General features: G+C 71.9%; 9 protein-coding genes. 3 read left to right on the top strand and 6 right to left on the bottom strand.

Annotated elements, in window-relative coordinates; translation table 11 throughout:
* Window positions 1–34 precede the first annotated feature (34 nt).
* Window positions 35–769, bottom strand: a complete 735-nt coding sequence (locus ACZ3IJ_RS26340; protein ID WP_467472069.1) for a MerR family transcriptional regulator — start codon at window positions 767–769, stop codon at window positions 35–37.
* A 905-nt stretch (window positions 770–1,674) separates the two neighbouring features.
* Between ACZ3IJ_RS26340 and ACZ3IJ_RS26335 the strand changes: the two genes are divergently transcribed.
* The 3 genes from ACZ3IJ_RS26335 (at window position 1,675) to ACZ3IJ_RS26325 (ending at window position 5,649) form a co-directional block, all read left to right on the top strand.
* Entirely contained in the window at window positions 1,675–2,493 is an 819-nt protein-coding gene (locus tag ACZ3IJ_RS26335) for a sensor histidine kinase (protein WP_467472067.1), read from the top strand.
* Window positions 2,477–3,202: a LuxR C-terminal-related transcriptional regulator gene (locus ACZ3IJ_RS26330; RefSeq protein ID WP_467472066.1), complete on the top strand. Its 726-nt coding sequence runs from the start codon at window positions 2,477–2,479 to the stop codon at window positions 3,200–3,202. Before ACZ3IJ_RS26335 ends, ACZ3IJ_RS26330 begins: the two co-directional genes overlap by 17 nt.
* 476 nt (window positions 3,203–3,678) lie before the next feature.
* Window positions 3,679–5,649, top strand: coding sequence for an AfsR/SARP family transcriptional regulator (locus ACZ3IJ_RS26325; protein ID WP_467472064.1), 1,971 nt, complete (start codon window positions 3,679–3,681; stop codon window positions 5,647–5,649).
* Here the strand turns inward: ACZ3IJ_RS26325 and ACZ3IJ_RS26320 are convergent.
* The 5 genes from ACZ3IJ_RS26320 to ACZ3IJ_RS26300 are packed head-to-tail and all read right to left on the bottom strand — an operon-like array spanning window position 5,636 to window position 14,864.
* Entirely contained in the window at window positions 5,636–6,955 is a 1,320-nt protein-coding gene (locus ACZ3IJ_RS26320; protein ID WP_467472063.1) for an MFS transporter, read from the bottom strand. The two genes, ACZ3IJ_RS26325 and ACZ3IJ_RS26320, sit on opposite strands and share 14 nt — an antisense overlap.
* Complete coding sequence (locus ACZ3IJ_RS26315; RefSeq protein ID WP_467472062.1) at window positions 6,952–7,767, bottom strand: thioesterase domain-containing protein; 816 nt, start codon at window positions 7,765–7,767, stop codon at window positions 6,952–6,954. The genes ACZ3IJ_RS26320 and ACZ3IJ_RS26315 overlap by 4 nt, the downstream gene beginning before the upstream one ends.
* Window positions 7,764–10,238 carry a non-ribosomal peptide synthetase gene (locus ACZ3IJ_RS26310; protein ID WP_467472060.1) on the bottom strand — a complete coding sequence of 825 codons (2,475 nt, stop codon included), beginning with the start codon at window positions 10,236–10,238 and terminating at the stop codon, window positions 7,764–7,766. Before ACZ3IJ_RS26310 ends, ACZ3IJ_RS26315 begins: the two co-directional genes overlap by 4 nt.
* Entirely contained in the window at window positions 10,235–11,698 is a 1,464-nt protein-coding gene (locus ACZ3IJ_RS26305) for a serine hydroxymethyltransferase (protein WP_467472059.1), read from the bottom strand. The genes ACZ3IJ_RS26310 and ACZ3IJ_RS26305 overlap by 4 nt, the downstream gene beginning before the upstream one ends.
* The gene (locus ACZ3IJ_RS26300) at window positions 11,691–14,864 is read right to left on the bottom strand and encodes a non-ribosomal peptide synthetase (RefSeq protein ID WP_467472057.1); all 3,174 of its coding nucleotides are present in this window, start codon (window positions 14,862–14,864) and stop codon (window positions 11,691–11,693) included. Before ACZ3IJ_RS26300 ends, ACZ3IJ_RS26305 begins: the two co-directional genes overlap by 8 nt.
* Window positions 14,865–15,188: the final 324 nt, after the last annotated feature.

Here is a 15,188-nt window from a genome sequence, read left to right as displayed (position 1 = left end):
CTCTGGGGCGTTCTGTGAACACATGTGCCAGAACTCACTTTATTTCATGCACAGTTGTGGCGATCTCGTGGAGGAGAGGTGGGTGCACGTCCGGCGTCGCGCCGGCCGGAGGGGAGTCCGCCCGGCTGCCGGGGACGGCCTCGCGGGCGGAGGAGTGTTCCGTTCCGGTATCTGCCGACGCCAGGAAATGCTCGTGGGCGAGCCGGCGCAACGCGGACACCGCGATGTCGCCGAGTGCGGTCACCGCCACCAGACTTGTCGCGGCGCTTTCCGGGTGGGCCTGTTCGCCGAGAATTTGCACCTCGAGCCGTGCGATCCGCTCCAGGTGTTCGGCATAGGCGTGGAACAACCGTGGAATTTCATGGTGACCGAGCGATGCGCAGGCGACGGTCACCTGGCAGAGCGTCTGCCAGGCGGGGTTGTCCGGGCTCACCTGCCAGCCCCAGCCCCGGACCAGGTCGGACACCCTGGCCCGAGCCCGTTCCCACTCCTCGTCGTGCGAGGCGGAGCCGGGGCTGGGTAAGGCGTACTGCGTGATGCGGAGCAATTCGCTCGCCGGTGGTCGTTCGTCCTCGACGTGCCTGACGAGTCGGCGTACCTCGGCGTGCGGAAGTCCGCCGATGTTCAGCAGCGCCTTTACCAGTGCAACCCTGCGTACATGTGATTCATCGTATTCGGCAAGTATGGGAAGGAGATCGAGGTCCTGATAGGAACGCAGTGTGCGAACCGGGACGTTGGTCCTGCGGCTCAGTGCGGAGAGCGGCGACATATTCCACCGGGATTCGGTCGGATACTGGGGACGATGTGCTTCGCGGCCGGACTGGGAATTCCGGGTCGCGGTGACCTTATGCGGCACGAATGCAGGGGCACAAGCATGGTGATGGTCGCGGCCGGGTAATTGGCTCAAAGGGGAGTTTCGCTGTCCCGTGAGAGATGCGTGTCGTGGCGGGGCCTTCCGGGTGGGGGTGGCCGGGACGGTCGTCCGATTCGCCCGGGCGGCCGCGGTTCGGCTTGAAAAGGCTGTTGACGCGCCTGGCGGGAGGGTGTGGGGCGGGAGGATTCTCCGTCGGCGCCCCAGCGCGCGACGGTGTGTTCGGCGCGCGTTCGTCCGCCACTCGGTTCATGTTCGGCGCCCGCCGGTACTCCTGGGAAGTGGATATGCCGGGCGTTCGTCGCCGTCCGAGTTCATTCGTCGGATTTGCGTGGCGGAGCAAAACCGTGGGGAGGTCTGGATTCCGCGGGCGCGGCACTTGACGTCCTTTTGTCGGTACGGCATGATCATGGCGATCTCCGGCCTTTCTCTCCGTTTTGTACCGACTGCGCGACGAGGGGCCGGAGGAGGGGGAAGGGTATGGGGGAGGGGGAGACGTGTCCGACGCGTCGGCGCAGGGAAAGTCGCGCCAAGGTCCTTGTGACGAAGACGGGGGACTGGTCGCGGAATTAGTCGCCCGGGAGCCCGAGTTGCTCGAAGCCTATCGGAGCAGGCTCGTCGAGCAGCGGAATCCGATCGGCACGAATGTGGAAGTCTGGGATTCCGTATGTGCGCGGGTTCATGGAATCCTCTCGGAATGCGGCTCCGTCCTCGGGAGCGGCGCCACGGCGTCCCGCGACGGCGGACCCGAGCCGCGTCCGACGCCACGCCGCCCGGGGGGAGCGTGGAGCGAGCGGGGGGCGGTGCCGGTCCACGCCCTGCGTGCGGGGTCCGTACTCGTGCAGGTCGTCGCCGAGTTCCTGGAGCGTTCGCTCACGCGCCGGCCCGCCGGCGACCTGAACGCCACGAGGGTCCTGGCGACGCTGCAGGCGGCGGTCACCCGATCCCTCGAGAGCGAGACGGACGGTCCCGACCTCCATCTCCTCGACCTCGTACGGGAGTCCGCCCGGCAGAGCCGCGACGCGATGGCGAGGGAGATCCACGACCGGATCGGCAGCGCGGCCAGCCTGGCCCTTCGTCAACTGGAGCTCTACGAACTCACCCAGAACGTCTCCTCGGCGACCGACCCTCGCCTCGACAGCCTGAAGCAGGCCATTCTGGAGACGATGCACAGCACGCGGGACGTGGTGACCGAGCTGCGGACCGGCGCACACTCCGCCGGCTCCCTCCACGGGGCCCTGGCAGCCTTCGTCACCGCCATGGCCGTCGAGCGGCCCGTGGTGGAGATCCGGATCGACGACTTCGACGATCCGCTGCCCGGCGCCCTCGGCGAGGAGCTCTTCCTCGTCCTGCGCGAGTGCCTGCGCAACGCCCTGGCGCACGCCCGCGCCTCCCGGGTGACCGTCGACGTGCGGTGGGACGTCCAGGGGCTGGACGCCCGGGTGAGCGACGACGGAGTCGGTCTTCCCCGGGAGTGGGCGTTCGGCAACGGCCTCGCGTCCGTGGCCGAACGGATCCGGCTGCTGGGCGGCCGGATGGAGATCGACAGCGCTCCCGGCGCGGGCACGACCCTCGCCTTCACGGTGCCGGCGGGCGAGGAGTGGCATGCGGACGCCCGATGAGACCAGGCCGCCGTGGCCCGGGGAGCCGATCCGCATCATCGCGGTCGACGACCACTCCCTGCTCCGCGACGCCCTCTGCCAGCTCCTCGACGCGGAGCACGACCTGCGCGTCGTCGCCGAGGCGGACACGTCCGTGGGCCTCGGTGACCTGGTGGCCAGCACCGGAGCGCACGTGGTGCTGCTCGACGTGGAGATGCCCCACCACCACGCCCCCAGCGTGGTCAGCGAGTTGACCGTGCGCTTTCCGCGCCTGCGGGTGCTGATGCTGTCCATGCACGACCACGGCCCGCTCGTGCACGAGCTGCTCGCCCGCGGGGCCCACGGCTATCTGCACAAGAGCTCGCCGCGCGACTCGCTGCTCTGTGCCATCCGCGGGGCCATGGCGCGTGACCCGCAGGTCATGATCGCCCTGCCCGGCAGGGCCACTCCGGAGACCGCCATACGCGGCGCCGGGAACTCCCTCTCGCCCCGCGAACGGGAGGTGCTCACCCAGGTCGCCGGCGCGCTGAGCAACCGGCAGATCGCGACCAGGCTGGGCATCACCGAGGCCACCGTGAAGCGGCACCTTCGGAACATCTTCGAGAAGCTCGGGGTGGCGTCGCGCATCGGTGCCGTGAACAAGGCGGTGGAGGCGCGCCTCATCGACCCCGCCGGGAAGGGCGCACGGGCCCTGTCGGTACCGGAGCTGGTGTGCCGCCGGGTCATGTGACCGCGAGGACCGGCTCGTACCAGGGCGATCGGCCTACTCCTTTCGGAGCATGCCCGATGCTCCCTGAAGGCCTGGTGTCGCACCGGTGTCCGGTTTAGATTCGGCCCATGCCTCGAGTGACGCCTCGCGAGACTCACCTGCCGGCACGCGGCGCGGATGCGGAGTCCGGCGCGTGTCATGGCCACAGCAAGGGCCTGTGCGGCCCGCGCTCGTGGCCGCCGCGCGCGTCCTGAGCGACCGGGCAGGTCACCTGCCAGCGCCGGCCGCCTCCCGCGGAGACACCGGCTCTTCATGAACAACGCGATACGCGGCGCAACTCGCCGCCTTCGCGCAGCCCCGGGGCCCGAACGGCCACCACCGGGAACCGACATGAACAGCACGCGACCCTGAGGGGTGAACGGGACATGACCTGCACGGGGGCACCTCTTCGCATACAGCTCTTAGGGCCGATCCGTGCCTGGCGGCACGGTGAGGAAGTGGCGCTGGGCTCGCCCAAACAGCGCGCGGTCCTGAGCCTGCTGGCCAGCCGGGCGGGCGAGGTGGTGAGCGGGGACACCATCACCAACGCCCTCTGGGGCAGCGACACCCCGCAGACCGCGGCCAACGGCGTCCACACCTATGTGGCCCGGCTGCGCCGGGCGCTGGAGCCGGGACGCGGCAACAGAGCGGCCAGCACGGTGCTCTCATCGGAACCCGGAGGCTACTGCCTCCGGCTCGAGCCCTCGGACGTCGACGCCACGCTCTTCGTCGAACGCCACGGCCACGCCCGCAGATCACGCGAGGGCGGCAGCGCCGAGACGACGTTACGGCTGTACGAGGACGCGCTGGCCCTCTGGCGGGGCGAGGCGTACTCCGGAGTGCCCGGTCCCTTCGCCGCGATGGAGGGCGTCCGTCTGCGGGACCTGCGCCTCACCGCCGTCGAGGAGTGGGCGGCGGTCATGGTCGAGGCCGGCGAGCACGCCGAGGTGGTCGACGCCCTCTCCCGCGCCGCGGCCGAGGAGCCGCTGCGGGAGAAGCTCCGCTGGCTGCTGATGCTGGCGCTCTACCACGCGGGCCGCCAGGCACACGCCCTCGCGGTGTACACGGAGACCCGGCAGCTGCTGCGCGCGGAGCTGGGCATCGAGCCGGGGACCGAACTGCAGGACCTCCACCGGCGGATCCTCGCGGGGCAGCGGGAGTTACGGCTCCCCGGCGGCGGCTTCGCCCCCCGGCCCCGGGACGGGCTCGGCGCCGGGTACCCCTTACCCGCGCAGCTCCCGCCGGTGGCCCGGGGATTCACCGGACGTGACACCGAGCTGAAGCAGCTGGAGGGTCTCCTCGACGACGAGGCCACGAGCCGCGGGACCCTGCCGAGCACTCCGGTGATCGTCGTCGACGGCCCCGCGGGTGTCGGGAAGTCGGCCCTCGTCCTGGAACTCGCCCACCGGCTCTCGGACCGCTTCCCCGACGGCCAGCTCTACGTCGACCTCTGCGGCAACGGCCTGCGCGGCAGACCGCTCACCGCCTCGGACGCGCTGCTCCAACTGCTCACCAGCCTCGGCGCCGACAGCACCCGCATCCCGCGCGACCTCGCCGGCCGGGCCACGCTCTACCGCAGCCTGCTGTACGGCAGACGGATGCTGGTCGTACTCGACGACGCCCTGAGCGTGGACCAGCTCCGCCCGCTCATCCCGCGCGGCGCGTCCTGCGTCGTCGCCACCAGCCGCCAGCGGTTCGGCGGACTCGCCGCCCGCGACGGGGCACGCACGCACACCGTCCGCCCGCTCGCCGTCGACGAGGCGGCGCACCTGCTCACCGCCCTGTCCGGAGGCCGGCTCGCCGGAGAGCCCCGGACCGCACGCCGACTGGCGGCGCTCTGCGGCGGACTGCCGCTCGCCCTGCGCATCACCGCCGAGGGGATCGCGGCCAACCCCGACGTCCCGCTGGCGACGCTGGTGGGGCAGTACACCGTGGAGAGCGGCCGGCTCGACCGCCTCACGGTGGCGGACGACGCCCTGGCCAGCGTCCGCGACGCGTTCGAGACCTCGTACCAGGCACTGCCCCCCGATGCGGCGCGGATGTTCCGCTTCCTGGGCCTGGCCAAGGACGGCCCGATCACCGGCACGGTCGCGGCGGCGCTCGCCGACACGGACCGCGACACCGCCCGGACGCTGCTCGACACGCTCGTCGCCCACCATCTCCTGGAGGACCACGGCCACCGCTACCGCCTGCACGACCTCGTGGGCATCTACGCGGCGGAGTGCGCGCAGAGCGAGCCGATGCTGAACCGGCGGGCCGCCCTCGCGCGCCTGGCGCAGGCGCGGCCGGTCGTCCTGGACGACCGGCCGGCGGAGAAGGAACGGGGAGAGAGCTACGCGGTGGTGCTGCGCCGCGCCGCGGTGCTCCGCAGGGCCGCGTACCGCCGGTGCGACGACGTCACGCGGCCGGCGGACCTCACCGCGAGGTGAGGGTGGCGTCCTCGGGCCCGGTCGGCATGGTGCGCAGCCTGCCGACCGGGGAGAGGAAGATCGGGATCAGCATCGCGGCGGAGAGCAGGCCGCCGATCCACAGGGCACCGTGCAGCCCCGCCATCGCCGCGAGCAGACCGCCGACGGGGCCGCCCAGCGCACCGCCGCCGTACAGCAGCATGCGCATCGCGGCCGTCATCCGTCCCATCAGGTGCTGCGGCGTGATGGTCTGACGCAGACTCACGATGAGGACGTTCGAGACGCTCGCGCCGAAGTACTCCAGGAAGAAGGAGGCCACGAACAGGCCCACGAGGAGCCAGCGCGGACCGCCCGCCGCCGGGACGAGCAGCGGACCGAGGAAGATGATCGACACCGACACCCGGTAGGCCGTGCCGACCGACAGCCGGCGCACCACCATGCCCGACACCAGCGCGCCCAGGAGTCCGCCCACGGCCGCCGCGCCCATGACGAAACCGACCGCGGCCGCGGACAGCTCCTTGTCGCGCACCGCGTACAGCAGGAACAGCGTCTGCACCATGGTGAGCAGGAAGTTGCAGGAGCAGCCGACCAGACCCATCGCCCGCAGCCACCGGTTGCCGAACACCCACCGCAGGCCCTCGGCGAGTTCGGCGCGCAGCCGGCGCTTCTCCGCGGGCGGCTCGGGCGCCGGCTCGGGCTTCCTGATGAGGATCAGCGACAGCACCGACAGGGCGTACGAGAACGCGTTGGCGGTCATGGCGAAGGGCGCCGAGAACGCGCTCACCAGCGTGCCGGCGAGTCCCGGTCCGGCGATGTCCGCCGACGAGAGGGTGGCGTTCAGCTTGGTGTTGGCCTCCAGCAGACTGCGCCGGTCCTTCACCAGGACGGGGACGTACGACATCCAGCTGACGTCGAAGAGCACCGTCGCGACCCCGATGCCGAGCGCCAGGGCGTACAGCGTCGGCAGCGTCAGCAGGTCGAACTCGTACAGGACCGGCACCAGGCCGATCAGCACCATCCTGACCACGTTGGCGCCCAGCATGACCGGGCGCTTGCGCATCCGGTCGACCCAGACGCCGAACAGCAGCGCGAGGCCGAGGAAGGGGACGAGCTGGGCGAACCGCAGCATGCCCAGCTCCCCTGCACCCACCCCGAAGACCAGGACCGCGGTCAGCGGAAGTGCGAGCTGGGTGATCTGGGTGCCGTAGAGGGAGAGCGCCTCGCCCGTCCAGAACACCATGAAGTCCCTGTCGCGCCAGAGCGACCGAGGGGGGCCCTCCGCCTCGGCCGCGGGGGCCGCGGCGGTGGGTGTGCCGTGCTCCGTCATGCCGGATCCGCCTCCCCCAGAGCCTGGTCGACGATCGCGCTGATGGCCGAGAGCCCCGGGCCCTGCCACACCGAGTGGTGGTCGCCCGGTGCCGTGCGCACGGTGAGCCGGCTCACGTACGGACTCCAGTCGAGCAGCCGCTCCACCGAGTCCTCGGCCTTGATCAGGATCGCCGGACCGTCGTGGACCGCGTCGAGACGGTGCTCGCGCATGGCCACGACATGCGTACGGAACAGGGCGTAGCGCTCCATCAGGAACTCCGCGTCGAACTCCTCCGGTACGGCCCCGTGGAGCTCGGCCGCCTCGAAGACCTCGGCCGGCTCCGCCCCCGGACGCACACCGGCCAGCGCCTTGTCGACGCCCGGGGCCCGGTCACGGGTCACGCCGAGGAAGTCGTACAGGAAGTAGCGGGCCAGCTCGTCGTCGGGCGGCACCGACTGCGTCCCGGGCAGCGCCGCGTCGACGATGACGAGCAGCGGTACCTCCTCCCCCTCGGCGGCGAGCATCCGCGCCATCTCGTAGGCGACGACGCCGCCCAGCGACCAGCCCAGCAGCTGGTACGGACCGTGCGGGCGGGCCGCGCGGAGCGAGGCCGTGTGCAGCTCGGCCAGGGCCCGGATGGAGGTGAGGGGTTCGGAGGCACCGTCGAACCCCGGCGCCTCGAAGCCGAACACCGGCTGTCCGTCCCGGAGCCGGTGCGCCATCGCCGAGTAGCAGAAGGGCGAGCCGGAGACCGGATGGACACAGTGGAGCGGGAGCCGGTCGCCCTCCGCCCGGAGGGCGACGAGACTGCCGACGGACGGTTCGATCACGGTGTGGACGCTCCGTTCGGGGTCGGTGCGGGATGCGCGAGCCGCTCGTCGATGACGAGCGCGATGCTTCGGACGGTGCTCCCGCCGTACAGCAGACGGACGTTCACCCTGATACCGAAGTGCTTGTTGAGCCGGGTGACGGCGCGCATGGCCTGGAGGGAGTTGCCGCCGACCGCGAAGAAGCCGCTGTCCGCCCCGAGCCGTGCGACGCCGAGCACGGCCGCGAAGATCTCGGCCACCGTCCTCTCGGTCTCCGTGGCCGGGGGCGCGTAGTTCTCCTCGGGCTCGCCCAGGTCGTCGGGCGGCGCCGGAAGGGCCTTGCGGTCGACCTTCCCGTTGGGCGTCAGGGGCAGCTCGTCCAGGACCAGCAGGGTGCCCGGCACCATGAAGCCGGGCAGCGAGAGGGCGGCGTGCTCGGCGACCGCCCGCGCCTCCACGGTCCGGCCCGCCTCTGCGACGACGTAGGCGACCAGCCGCCGGTCGCCCGACCCGTCGGGGTGCGCGGTGACGACCGCCTCCCGCACGGTGTCGTGGGCACGCAGCACGGACTCGATCTCGCCGAGTTCGATCCGCAGACCGCGCAGCTTGACCTGGAAGTCCGCCCTGCCGAGCAGTTCGATCAGGCCGTCGGGCCCGTGCCGGGCGATGTCGCCCGTCCGGTAGAGCCGCTCGCCCGACACCGGGCCGCAGGACCAGTCGAAGAACCGCTCCGCGGTCTGCTCCGGCCGGCCGAGATAGTCCCGGGCCAGTCCGATCCCCGCGAGATGGAGTTCACCCGGGACACCGGGGGGCACGGGCCTGCGGTTCTCGTCGAGGATGTACGTGCGCTGGTTGGCCATGGGACGGCCGTACGGGATGCTCGTCCAGCGCGGGTCGGTCTTCACCACCTCGTAGATCGTCGAGTGGATGGACGACTCGGTGGCCCCGCCGAGGGCGACGAAGCGCAGGGCGGGCGCCTTCGCGCGAGCCCGGTCGGGCAGCGACACGGGGATCCAGTCGCCGCCGAGCAGGGCGAGCCGCAGATCGTCCAGCGGCCGGGCGCCGGTGGTCTCGAGATGGTCGACGACCATGTCGAGGAGGGCCGGGGCGGAGTTCCACACGGTGACCCGGTGCTCGGCCAGCAGGTCGGCCCAGTGCTCCGGGTCCTTGGCGCGCTCCGGCTCCGGAAGGATCACCGTGCCGCCCGCGGCCGTCAGCCCCAGGAACTCGTACACCGACATGTCGAAGCTGGGCGACGACAGGGCGAGGACCCGGTCACCGGGACCCACGCCGAAGCGGGTGTTGAGGTCCGCGATGTTGTTCATGACCCCGCGATGGCGCAGGGAGATCGGCTTGGGAGCGCCGGTGGAGCCCGAGGTGTGGATGATGTACGCGAGATCCTCGGGCGTCGCCCCGCCCTCGGGGTCGTGCGCGGGGAGCGCGGCGAGGACCGCCTCGTCCCGGTCCAGGAGCACCACGGGAGTGGCCGGGTCGATGTCCGGCAGCGGCAGGCTCCCGGCCGGCCCGGTCCTGCTGACCACGACCGCGCAGGACGTCCCCGCGACCATGGTGGCGAGGCGCTCGCGCGGGTAGTCGGGGTCGAGCGGCACATAGGCGCCGCCCGCCTTGAGCACGCCGAGCACGGCGACCAGAAGCTCGGCGCTCCGGTCCAGGCATATGCCCACGCGCCGGTCCGGGCCGACACCCAGGGCCCTGAGGTGGTGGGCGAGCCGGTTCGCCGCCTCGTTGACCTCGCGGTACGTCCGGGTCCCGCCGCTGCCCAGCAGAGCGGGGGCGTCGGGGGCCTCGGCGGCGCGGGCCTCGAAGGCGGAGTGCAGGCACACGCCGTGCGGGAGGTCGGCCGCGGTGTCGTTCCACTCGACGAGCATGCGGCGGAGTTCGTCCTCCGGGAGCAGCCGCAGCTCCGCCACCGGACGCTCCGGGTCGGTCAGCCCGTCCTCCAGGAGCGTGCGGTAGGAGACGAGGAAGCGGACGACGGTGTCGCGGTCGAAGAGTTCGGGGGCGTACCGCAGCTCCGCGCCCGGCAGTCCGTCGTCCTCCTCCTTGCCCGGCGCGTGCAGCACCAGCTCGAACTCGTCCTGCGGGCCTGACCCCTCGACGGACTCCCGCCCGTCGTCTGTGCCGAGGGCCAGCCCGGTGAGGGCCGCCGCCCCGGGGACGGTCCGGCCGAGCCGGACCGTCCCCGAAGCGGGGGTCGTGACGAGGAAGCCGAACGCGGCCTGACCGGTCCAGCGGTGGAGCAGCGCGGTGAAGCCGGCCAGCAGCATCTTCTCCGGGGCGGTCCGTGCCGACGGGCCCAGCGCAAGCCGGACGGAGTCGCTGCGGTCCGGAGCGGCTCCGGGCAGTCGCGGGCGGTCCGCCGGCAGCAGGGCGGGCGGCGCCGGTACGGGTGCCGGAGCGGGCTCCGGGGCGGGTCCCTGTGAGGCCGTCGCCTGCGCGGGAGGCGACGCGGAAGTGGTGTTCCGGCTCAAGGCCTCTCTCCTGCCTCGCGGTCGGAGCCCTCGGCGGGGCCGAGGCCGGCGCCGAAGGGCAGGGGGTGGGCGCGGCACAGGGTGGCCACCTCGGCCACCACACGGTCGCGGACCCCGGGGTCGGTACGGAACTCGGTGTCGCCGAGCACCGTGGTGGCCATGAGCACCTCGTGCAGCAGAGCCGCGCAGACCCGCATCTCGGCGGGGCCCATGCCGCGTTGCGCCAGCACGTTCGTGCCCAGACGCAGACCGCTGGCGACGAGCGGGGCCTTGGTGTCCTTGGGGATGCGGTTGCGGTTGGTGAGGATTCCGCACGCCTCCAGGGCACGTTCGGCGACGACACCGGTGATGCCGCGGTCGAACATGTCCAGGAGCACCATGTGGTTCTCGGTGCCGCCGGTCAGGACCCGGTAGCCGTACTCGGCCAGGGCGTCGGAGAGCGCCGCGGCGTCGTCGCGTACCAGCCGCATGGTCGCCCGGAACTCCGGCTCCGCCACCAGCTTGAGCGCGTGTGCCTTGGCGGCGACCGACGCGGGGCTCGGCGTCCCCTGGGACTGCGGGAAGACCGCGCGCTGCATCAGCCGGTCGAGCGGGGTCCGGCGGGAGTCGGGGCCGGGCGCCCGGTGCTCCTCGCCCATGAGGATCAGCCCTCCGCGCGGCCCGCCCAGCTGCTTGTACGTGCTGGTGGTGGTGACGTGCGCCAGGTCGACGGGGCTGGGGTGCTCCCCGGCGGCCACCAGGCCGGCGATGTGCGAGATGTCGGCCACCAGGTAGGCCCCCACCGAGTCGGCGATGGCACGGAACCGGGCGAAGTCCAGCGTCCGCGGATAGGCGCTGGCTCCCGCGATGAGCACCTTGGGGCGGTGGGCCAGGGCCAGTTCGGCCACCTGGTCGTAGTCGATGAGCCCCTGGTCGTCGAGTCCGTAGTGGACGGCCCGGTAGTGGTGCCCCGTGACCGAGGCGGCCGACCCGTGGGTCAGATGGCCGCCGGAGTCCAGGTCGAGGGCGAGCAGGACCCCGCCCGGGGGCAGCAGCGCCGCCAGTACGGCCTGGTTCGCCGAGGAGCAGGAGTGCGGCTGCACGTTGGCGTACCGCGCGCCGAAGGCGTGCTTGGCGCGCTCGACGGCCAGTCGCTCGGCGGCGTCGAACCGCCCGGCGCCGGGGTGGTAGCGGGCCCCCGGATAGCCCTCGGCCGTCACGTTCGACAGAGCGGCCCCGCCCGTGGCCAGGACGGCCGGGTTCGCGACGCTGGCGGACGCCACCATGGCGAGGGTCATGGCCTGCTCCTCCACCTCGCGATCGAGGAGCAGGGCCAGTTCGGGGTCGGTCCGGTTCAGCAGCGCCACACCCTGGCGCAGCAGCAGGGCCTGCGCGGAGTCATGGGCGGAGCCGGAGCCGGAGCCGTTCTGGGAGGCGTGCGCCTGCGCGGACGGGATGGCCACCCGTGGGACCTCAAGCACGCGCGCCCGCCTTGGACTCCACCAGCGTGTCGATGGCGGTGGCGACGGAGGCGACGGTGGCGCCGCCGTACAGGGAGCGGACGTTGACCTTGACGCCGAAGTGCTTGTTGAGCCGGCTCACCACCCGCATCGCCTGCAGCGAATTGCCCCCCAGCTCGAAGAAGTTGCCGTCCGCGCTGACCTGTGTCACGGACAGTACGGCACCGAAGACCTCGGCCACCTTCTCCTCGGTCGCCGTCACCGGGGCGACGAAACTGGCCGTCCCGTCACCCGAACCCGACGCCGGGGCGGGAAGCTTGGACCGGTCGATCTTGCGGGCCGGAGTCAGCGGGAACTCCGTCAGTTCCACCCAGCCCGTCGGCACCATGTACTCCGGCATCGTGCTGCCCAGGTGCTCGCGGAGCTCCGCCACCGTCGGCGGGGTGTCGCCGAGGACCGTGTAGTACGCGACGAGCTGCTTCTCCCCGAAGTCCTCACGCAGCAGGACCAGCGCCATCCGCACCTTCGGGTGGGTCAGCAGACCGGACTCGATCTCGCCGAGCTCGATCCGCAGACCACGCAGCTTGACCTGGTTGTCGAGCCGCCCGATGAAGTCGATCTGCAGATCGCGCGTCCAGCGCACCAGGTCGCCCGTGCGGTAGACCCGGCCCTCGCCCAGGAACGGATCCGGGACGAACTTCTCCTCCGTCATCTCCGGCAGGTTGAGGTACCCGCGGGCCAGACCCTCGTCGCCGCCGATCAGCAGCTCACCGGGGACACCGACCGGCACCAGGTTGAACTCCTTGTCCACCACGTAGTGCAGCCGGCCGAACTCGGGCCGGCCGATGGGCGGCGAGGACAGCCACTCCTTGTGCTCGCAGAGGTACTCGGTGGTCGCCACCGACGCCTCGGTGGGGCCGTAGAGGTTCACGAACTTGCGCCCCGGCAGGTTCCACTTGTTGACCAGCTCGGCCGGCAGCGCCTCCGCACCGCCCATGATGTACTTCAGGTCCGGGTACGGCCCCGCGTCCACCACCGACAGGATCGCGGGCGACAGACCGGCGTACGTCACCCGCTGGTCCCGGATGAGAGAGCCGAGGGACTCCGGGGACGAGGCGTCCTCCGGCGCCACGAGCACCAGGGCCGAACCGCTGATCAGACCGGCGAAGATCTCGCCCTGGGACATGTCGAAGGTCAGCGCGGGCAGCTGGAGCAGCCGGTCCTCGGTGGTCCACTCGCCGAAGCTGCGCCGGTACGCCTCGATGAACATGCGCAGGCCACGCTGCTCGATCATCACGCCCTTCGGGCGCCCGGTGGACCCCGAGGTGTAGAGGACGTAGATCAGGGAGTCCGGCTCGGCCCACTCCTCCAGCGGCTCGTCGTCCGGCTGCGCCTCGATGGTCTCCCAGTCGGTGTCGATGTTGACGCTCGCCCAGCCGCACGACTCCGGCAGGTCGCCCACCGAGCCGGCCCGCGTGATGACCAGCGGGCTCTTGGTGTCCCGCAGCATGTGGTCCAGGCGGGCGTTGGGGTGCGAGGGGTCGATGATCGTGTACGCGGCGCCGGACACCATGACGCCGAGGATCGCCACCAGCGCGTCCAGGTCACGGTCCATCGCGATGGCGACGACCTCCTCCTGGCGCACGCCGCGGGAGCGGATGTACCGGGCGAGCTTGCCGGCCCTGCGCATCAGCTCGCCGTACGTCATCTCCTTGCCGCGGCAGACCGCCGCGACCAGCTCGGGGTTCTCCCGGGCGATCCGGGCGATCGTCGCGTGCACCGGCTCGGTCGGGTAGTCGAAGTCGGCGCCGCGGCCCACCTCCAGGAGCTCGGCGCGCTCCGACTCGGAGAGCAGCGGCAGCGCCGCGACCGGGGTCTCCGGGGCGTCCGACGCCGCGTCGAGCACGTTCCGGAAGTGCCCGATCATGGCCTCGACGCGCCAGCGGTCGTACAGGTCGGTCGCGAACTCGACGATCAGGCGCAGCCGTTCGGCGCCCTCCACGAAGCTGAAGGAGAGGTCGAACCGCGACCGGGAGGTGGCGAGCGTGATCGACTCGGAGGTCAGCCCGGCCAGCTCCAGCGAGTCGCCCGTCGCCGCCTCGCCGAGCAGCTGGCAGGCGATCTGGAACAGGGGGTTGCGCCCCGCGTCGCGCGTCGTCTGCACACGGTCCACGACGTGGTCGAACGGCACGTCCTGGTTGTCGTACATGTCGAGGTTCGCGTCGGCGATGCGCTCCAGGAGCTCGGCGAAGGTGACCTCGCCCGACAGGTCACAGCGAAGCACCGTCATGTTGATGAACAGACCGACGACGTCCTCGAGTTCGGGGTCGGTACGGCCCAGCATCGGCACGCCGAGCGCGATGTCGTCCTGCCCGCTGTAGCGGCTCAGTACGACGTTCAGCGCCGCGGCGACCACCATGTAGAGGGAGGCGCCCTGCTCGTGCGCGAGGGCCCGCGCCTTCGTCAGCAGTTCGGCCGGGAAGTCGACCACGAACGTCTCGCCGTTCTGCGTGGGCTCGGCCGGCCGCAGCCGGTCGGCGGGCAGCTCGAGCGCCTCCAGACCGGCCAGCCGCTCCTCCCAGAACTTCAGTTCCTCCTCCCACACCCCGTCGGCACGCTGCTTGCGCTGGCGCTGGATGTGGTCGGCGTAGCCGATGGACAGCTCCGGCAGCGCGGGCGTCCGGCCCGCGGCGAGCTCTCCGTACGCCTGGGAGATCTCACGGCTGACGACACCGCCGGACCAGCCGTCGGTGACGATGTGGTGGAAGCTCAGGCTGAGCACGTGGTGGTCGTCGGCCAGCCGGAAGAGCTGGAACCGGGAGATCGGGCCGGCGGCCAGGTCGAACGGCGTGTCCGCCTCGGTCTGCAGCGCCTCGCGCAGCTCGTTCTCGGCCTCGTCGGGAGCGAGCCCGGAAAGGTCCCGGAGCGGCAGCGGCCGGTCCTCGGCCGGTGAGACGACCTGGTAGGGGACGCCGTCGGCCGCGTGGAAGGTCACCCGCAACTGCTCGTGGCGCTTCACCAGCACGTTGAGCGCGCCCTCCAGGGCGGCCGTGTCGAGTGCACCGCGCAGCCGGTAGGCGAGGGGGACGTTGTAGGTGGTCTCACCGGGGCTCATCTGGTCGAGGAACCACAACTGCTCCTGTCCGAAGGACAGTTGGATGCGCGACTCGGCGGTGTGCATGCTCATCGTCACAGAACTCCGTTCGGCTGTTCACGGTGGTCGCCCAGCGGGCGCGGGGAAGCGACCCGGACCCTCGCGCCCCGGTGCGGCGGGAAGCGGGCAGGGCAGGTCGGGGCATGACGGGGTAGGGCGGTGGCGGTACGGGAGAGGGAGCGGGGGCCGGAGCCTGGTGGGCCGGGTGCGGCGGCCGTAGGCAGGCGGCCCGCATCGGGGCGGCCCTCCGGCGTCGGCCGGGAGGGCGCCCCGGCGGTTCGGCGGTGGGGCGTTCCAGCGGTTCGGTGGTTCAGCGGTTCGGCGGGTGGTGCTGCTGTCGCAGGAGCGGGGCGGGGC

The sequence above is a fragment of the Streptomyces sp. NPDC013317 genome (assembly GCF_055563155.1).
The sequence above is the reverse complement of the archived record's forward strand: the minus strand, read 5'-3'. Positions and strand labels throughout refer to the sequence as shown.

Coding starts and splice junctions, on each gene's coding strand:
- ACZ3IJ_RS26340 (WP_467472069.1), bottom strand. CDS start 769: ATGTCGCCGCTCTCCGCACTGAGCCGCAGGACCAACGTCCCGGTTCGC.
- ACZ3IJ_RS26330 (WP_467472066.1), top strand. CDS start 2,477: ATGCGGACGCCCGATGAGACCAGGCCGCCGTGGCCCGGGGAGCCGATC.
- ACZ3IJ_RS26300 (WP_467472057.1), bottom strand. CDS start 14,864: ATGAGCATGCACACCGCCGAGTCGCGCATCCAACTGTCCTTCGGACAG.
- ACZ3IJ_RS26320 (WP_467472063.1), bottom strand. CDS start 6,955: ATGACGGAGCACGGCACACCCACCGCCGCGGCCCCCGCGGCCGAGGCG.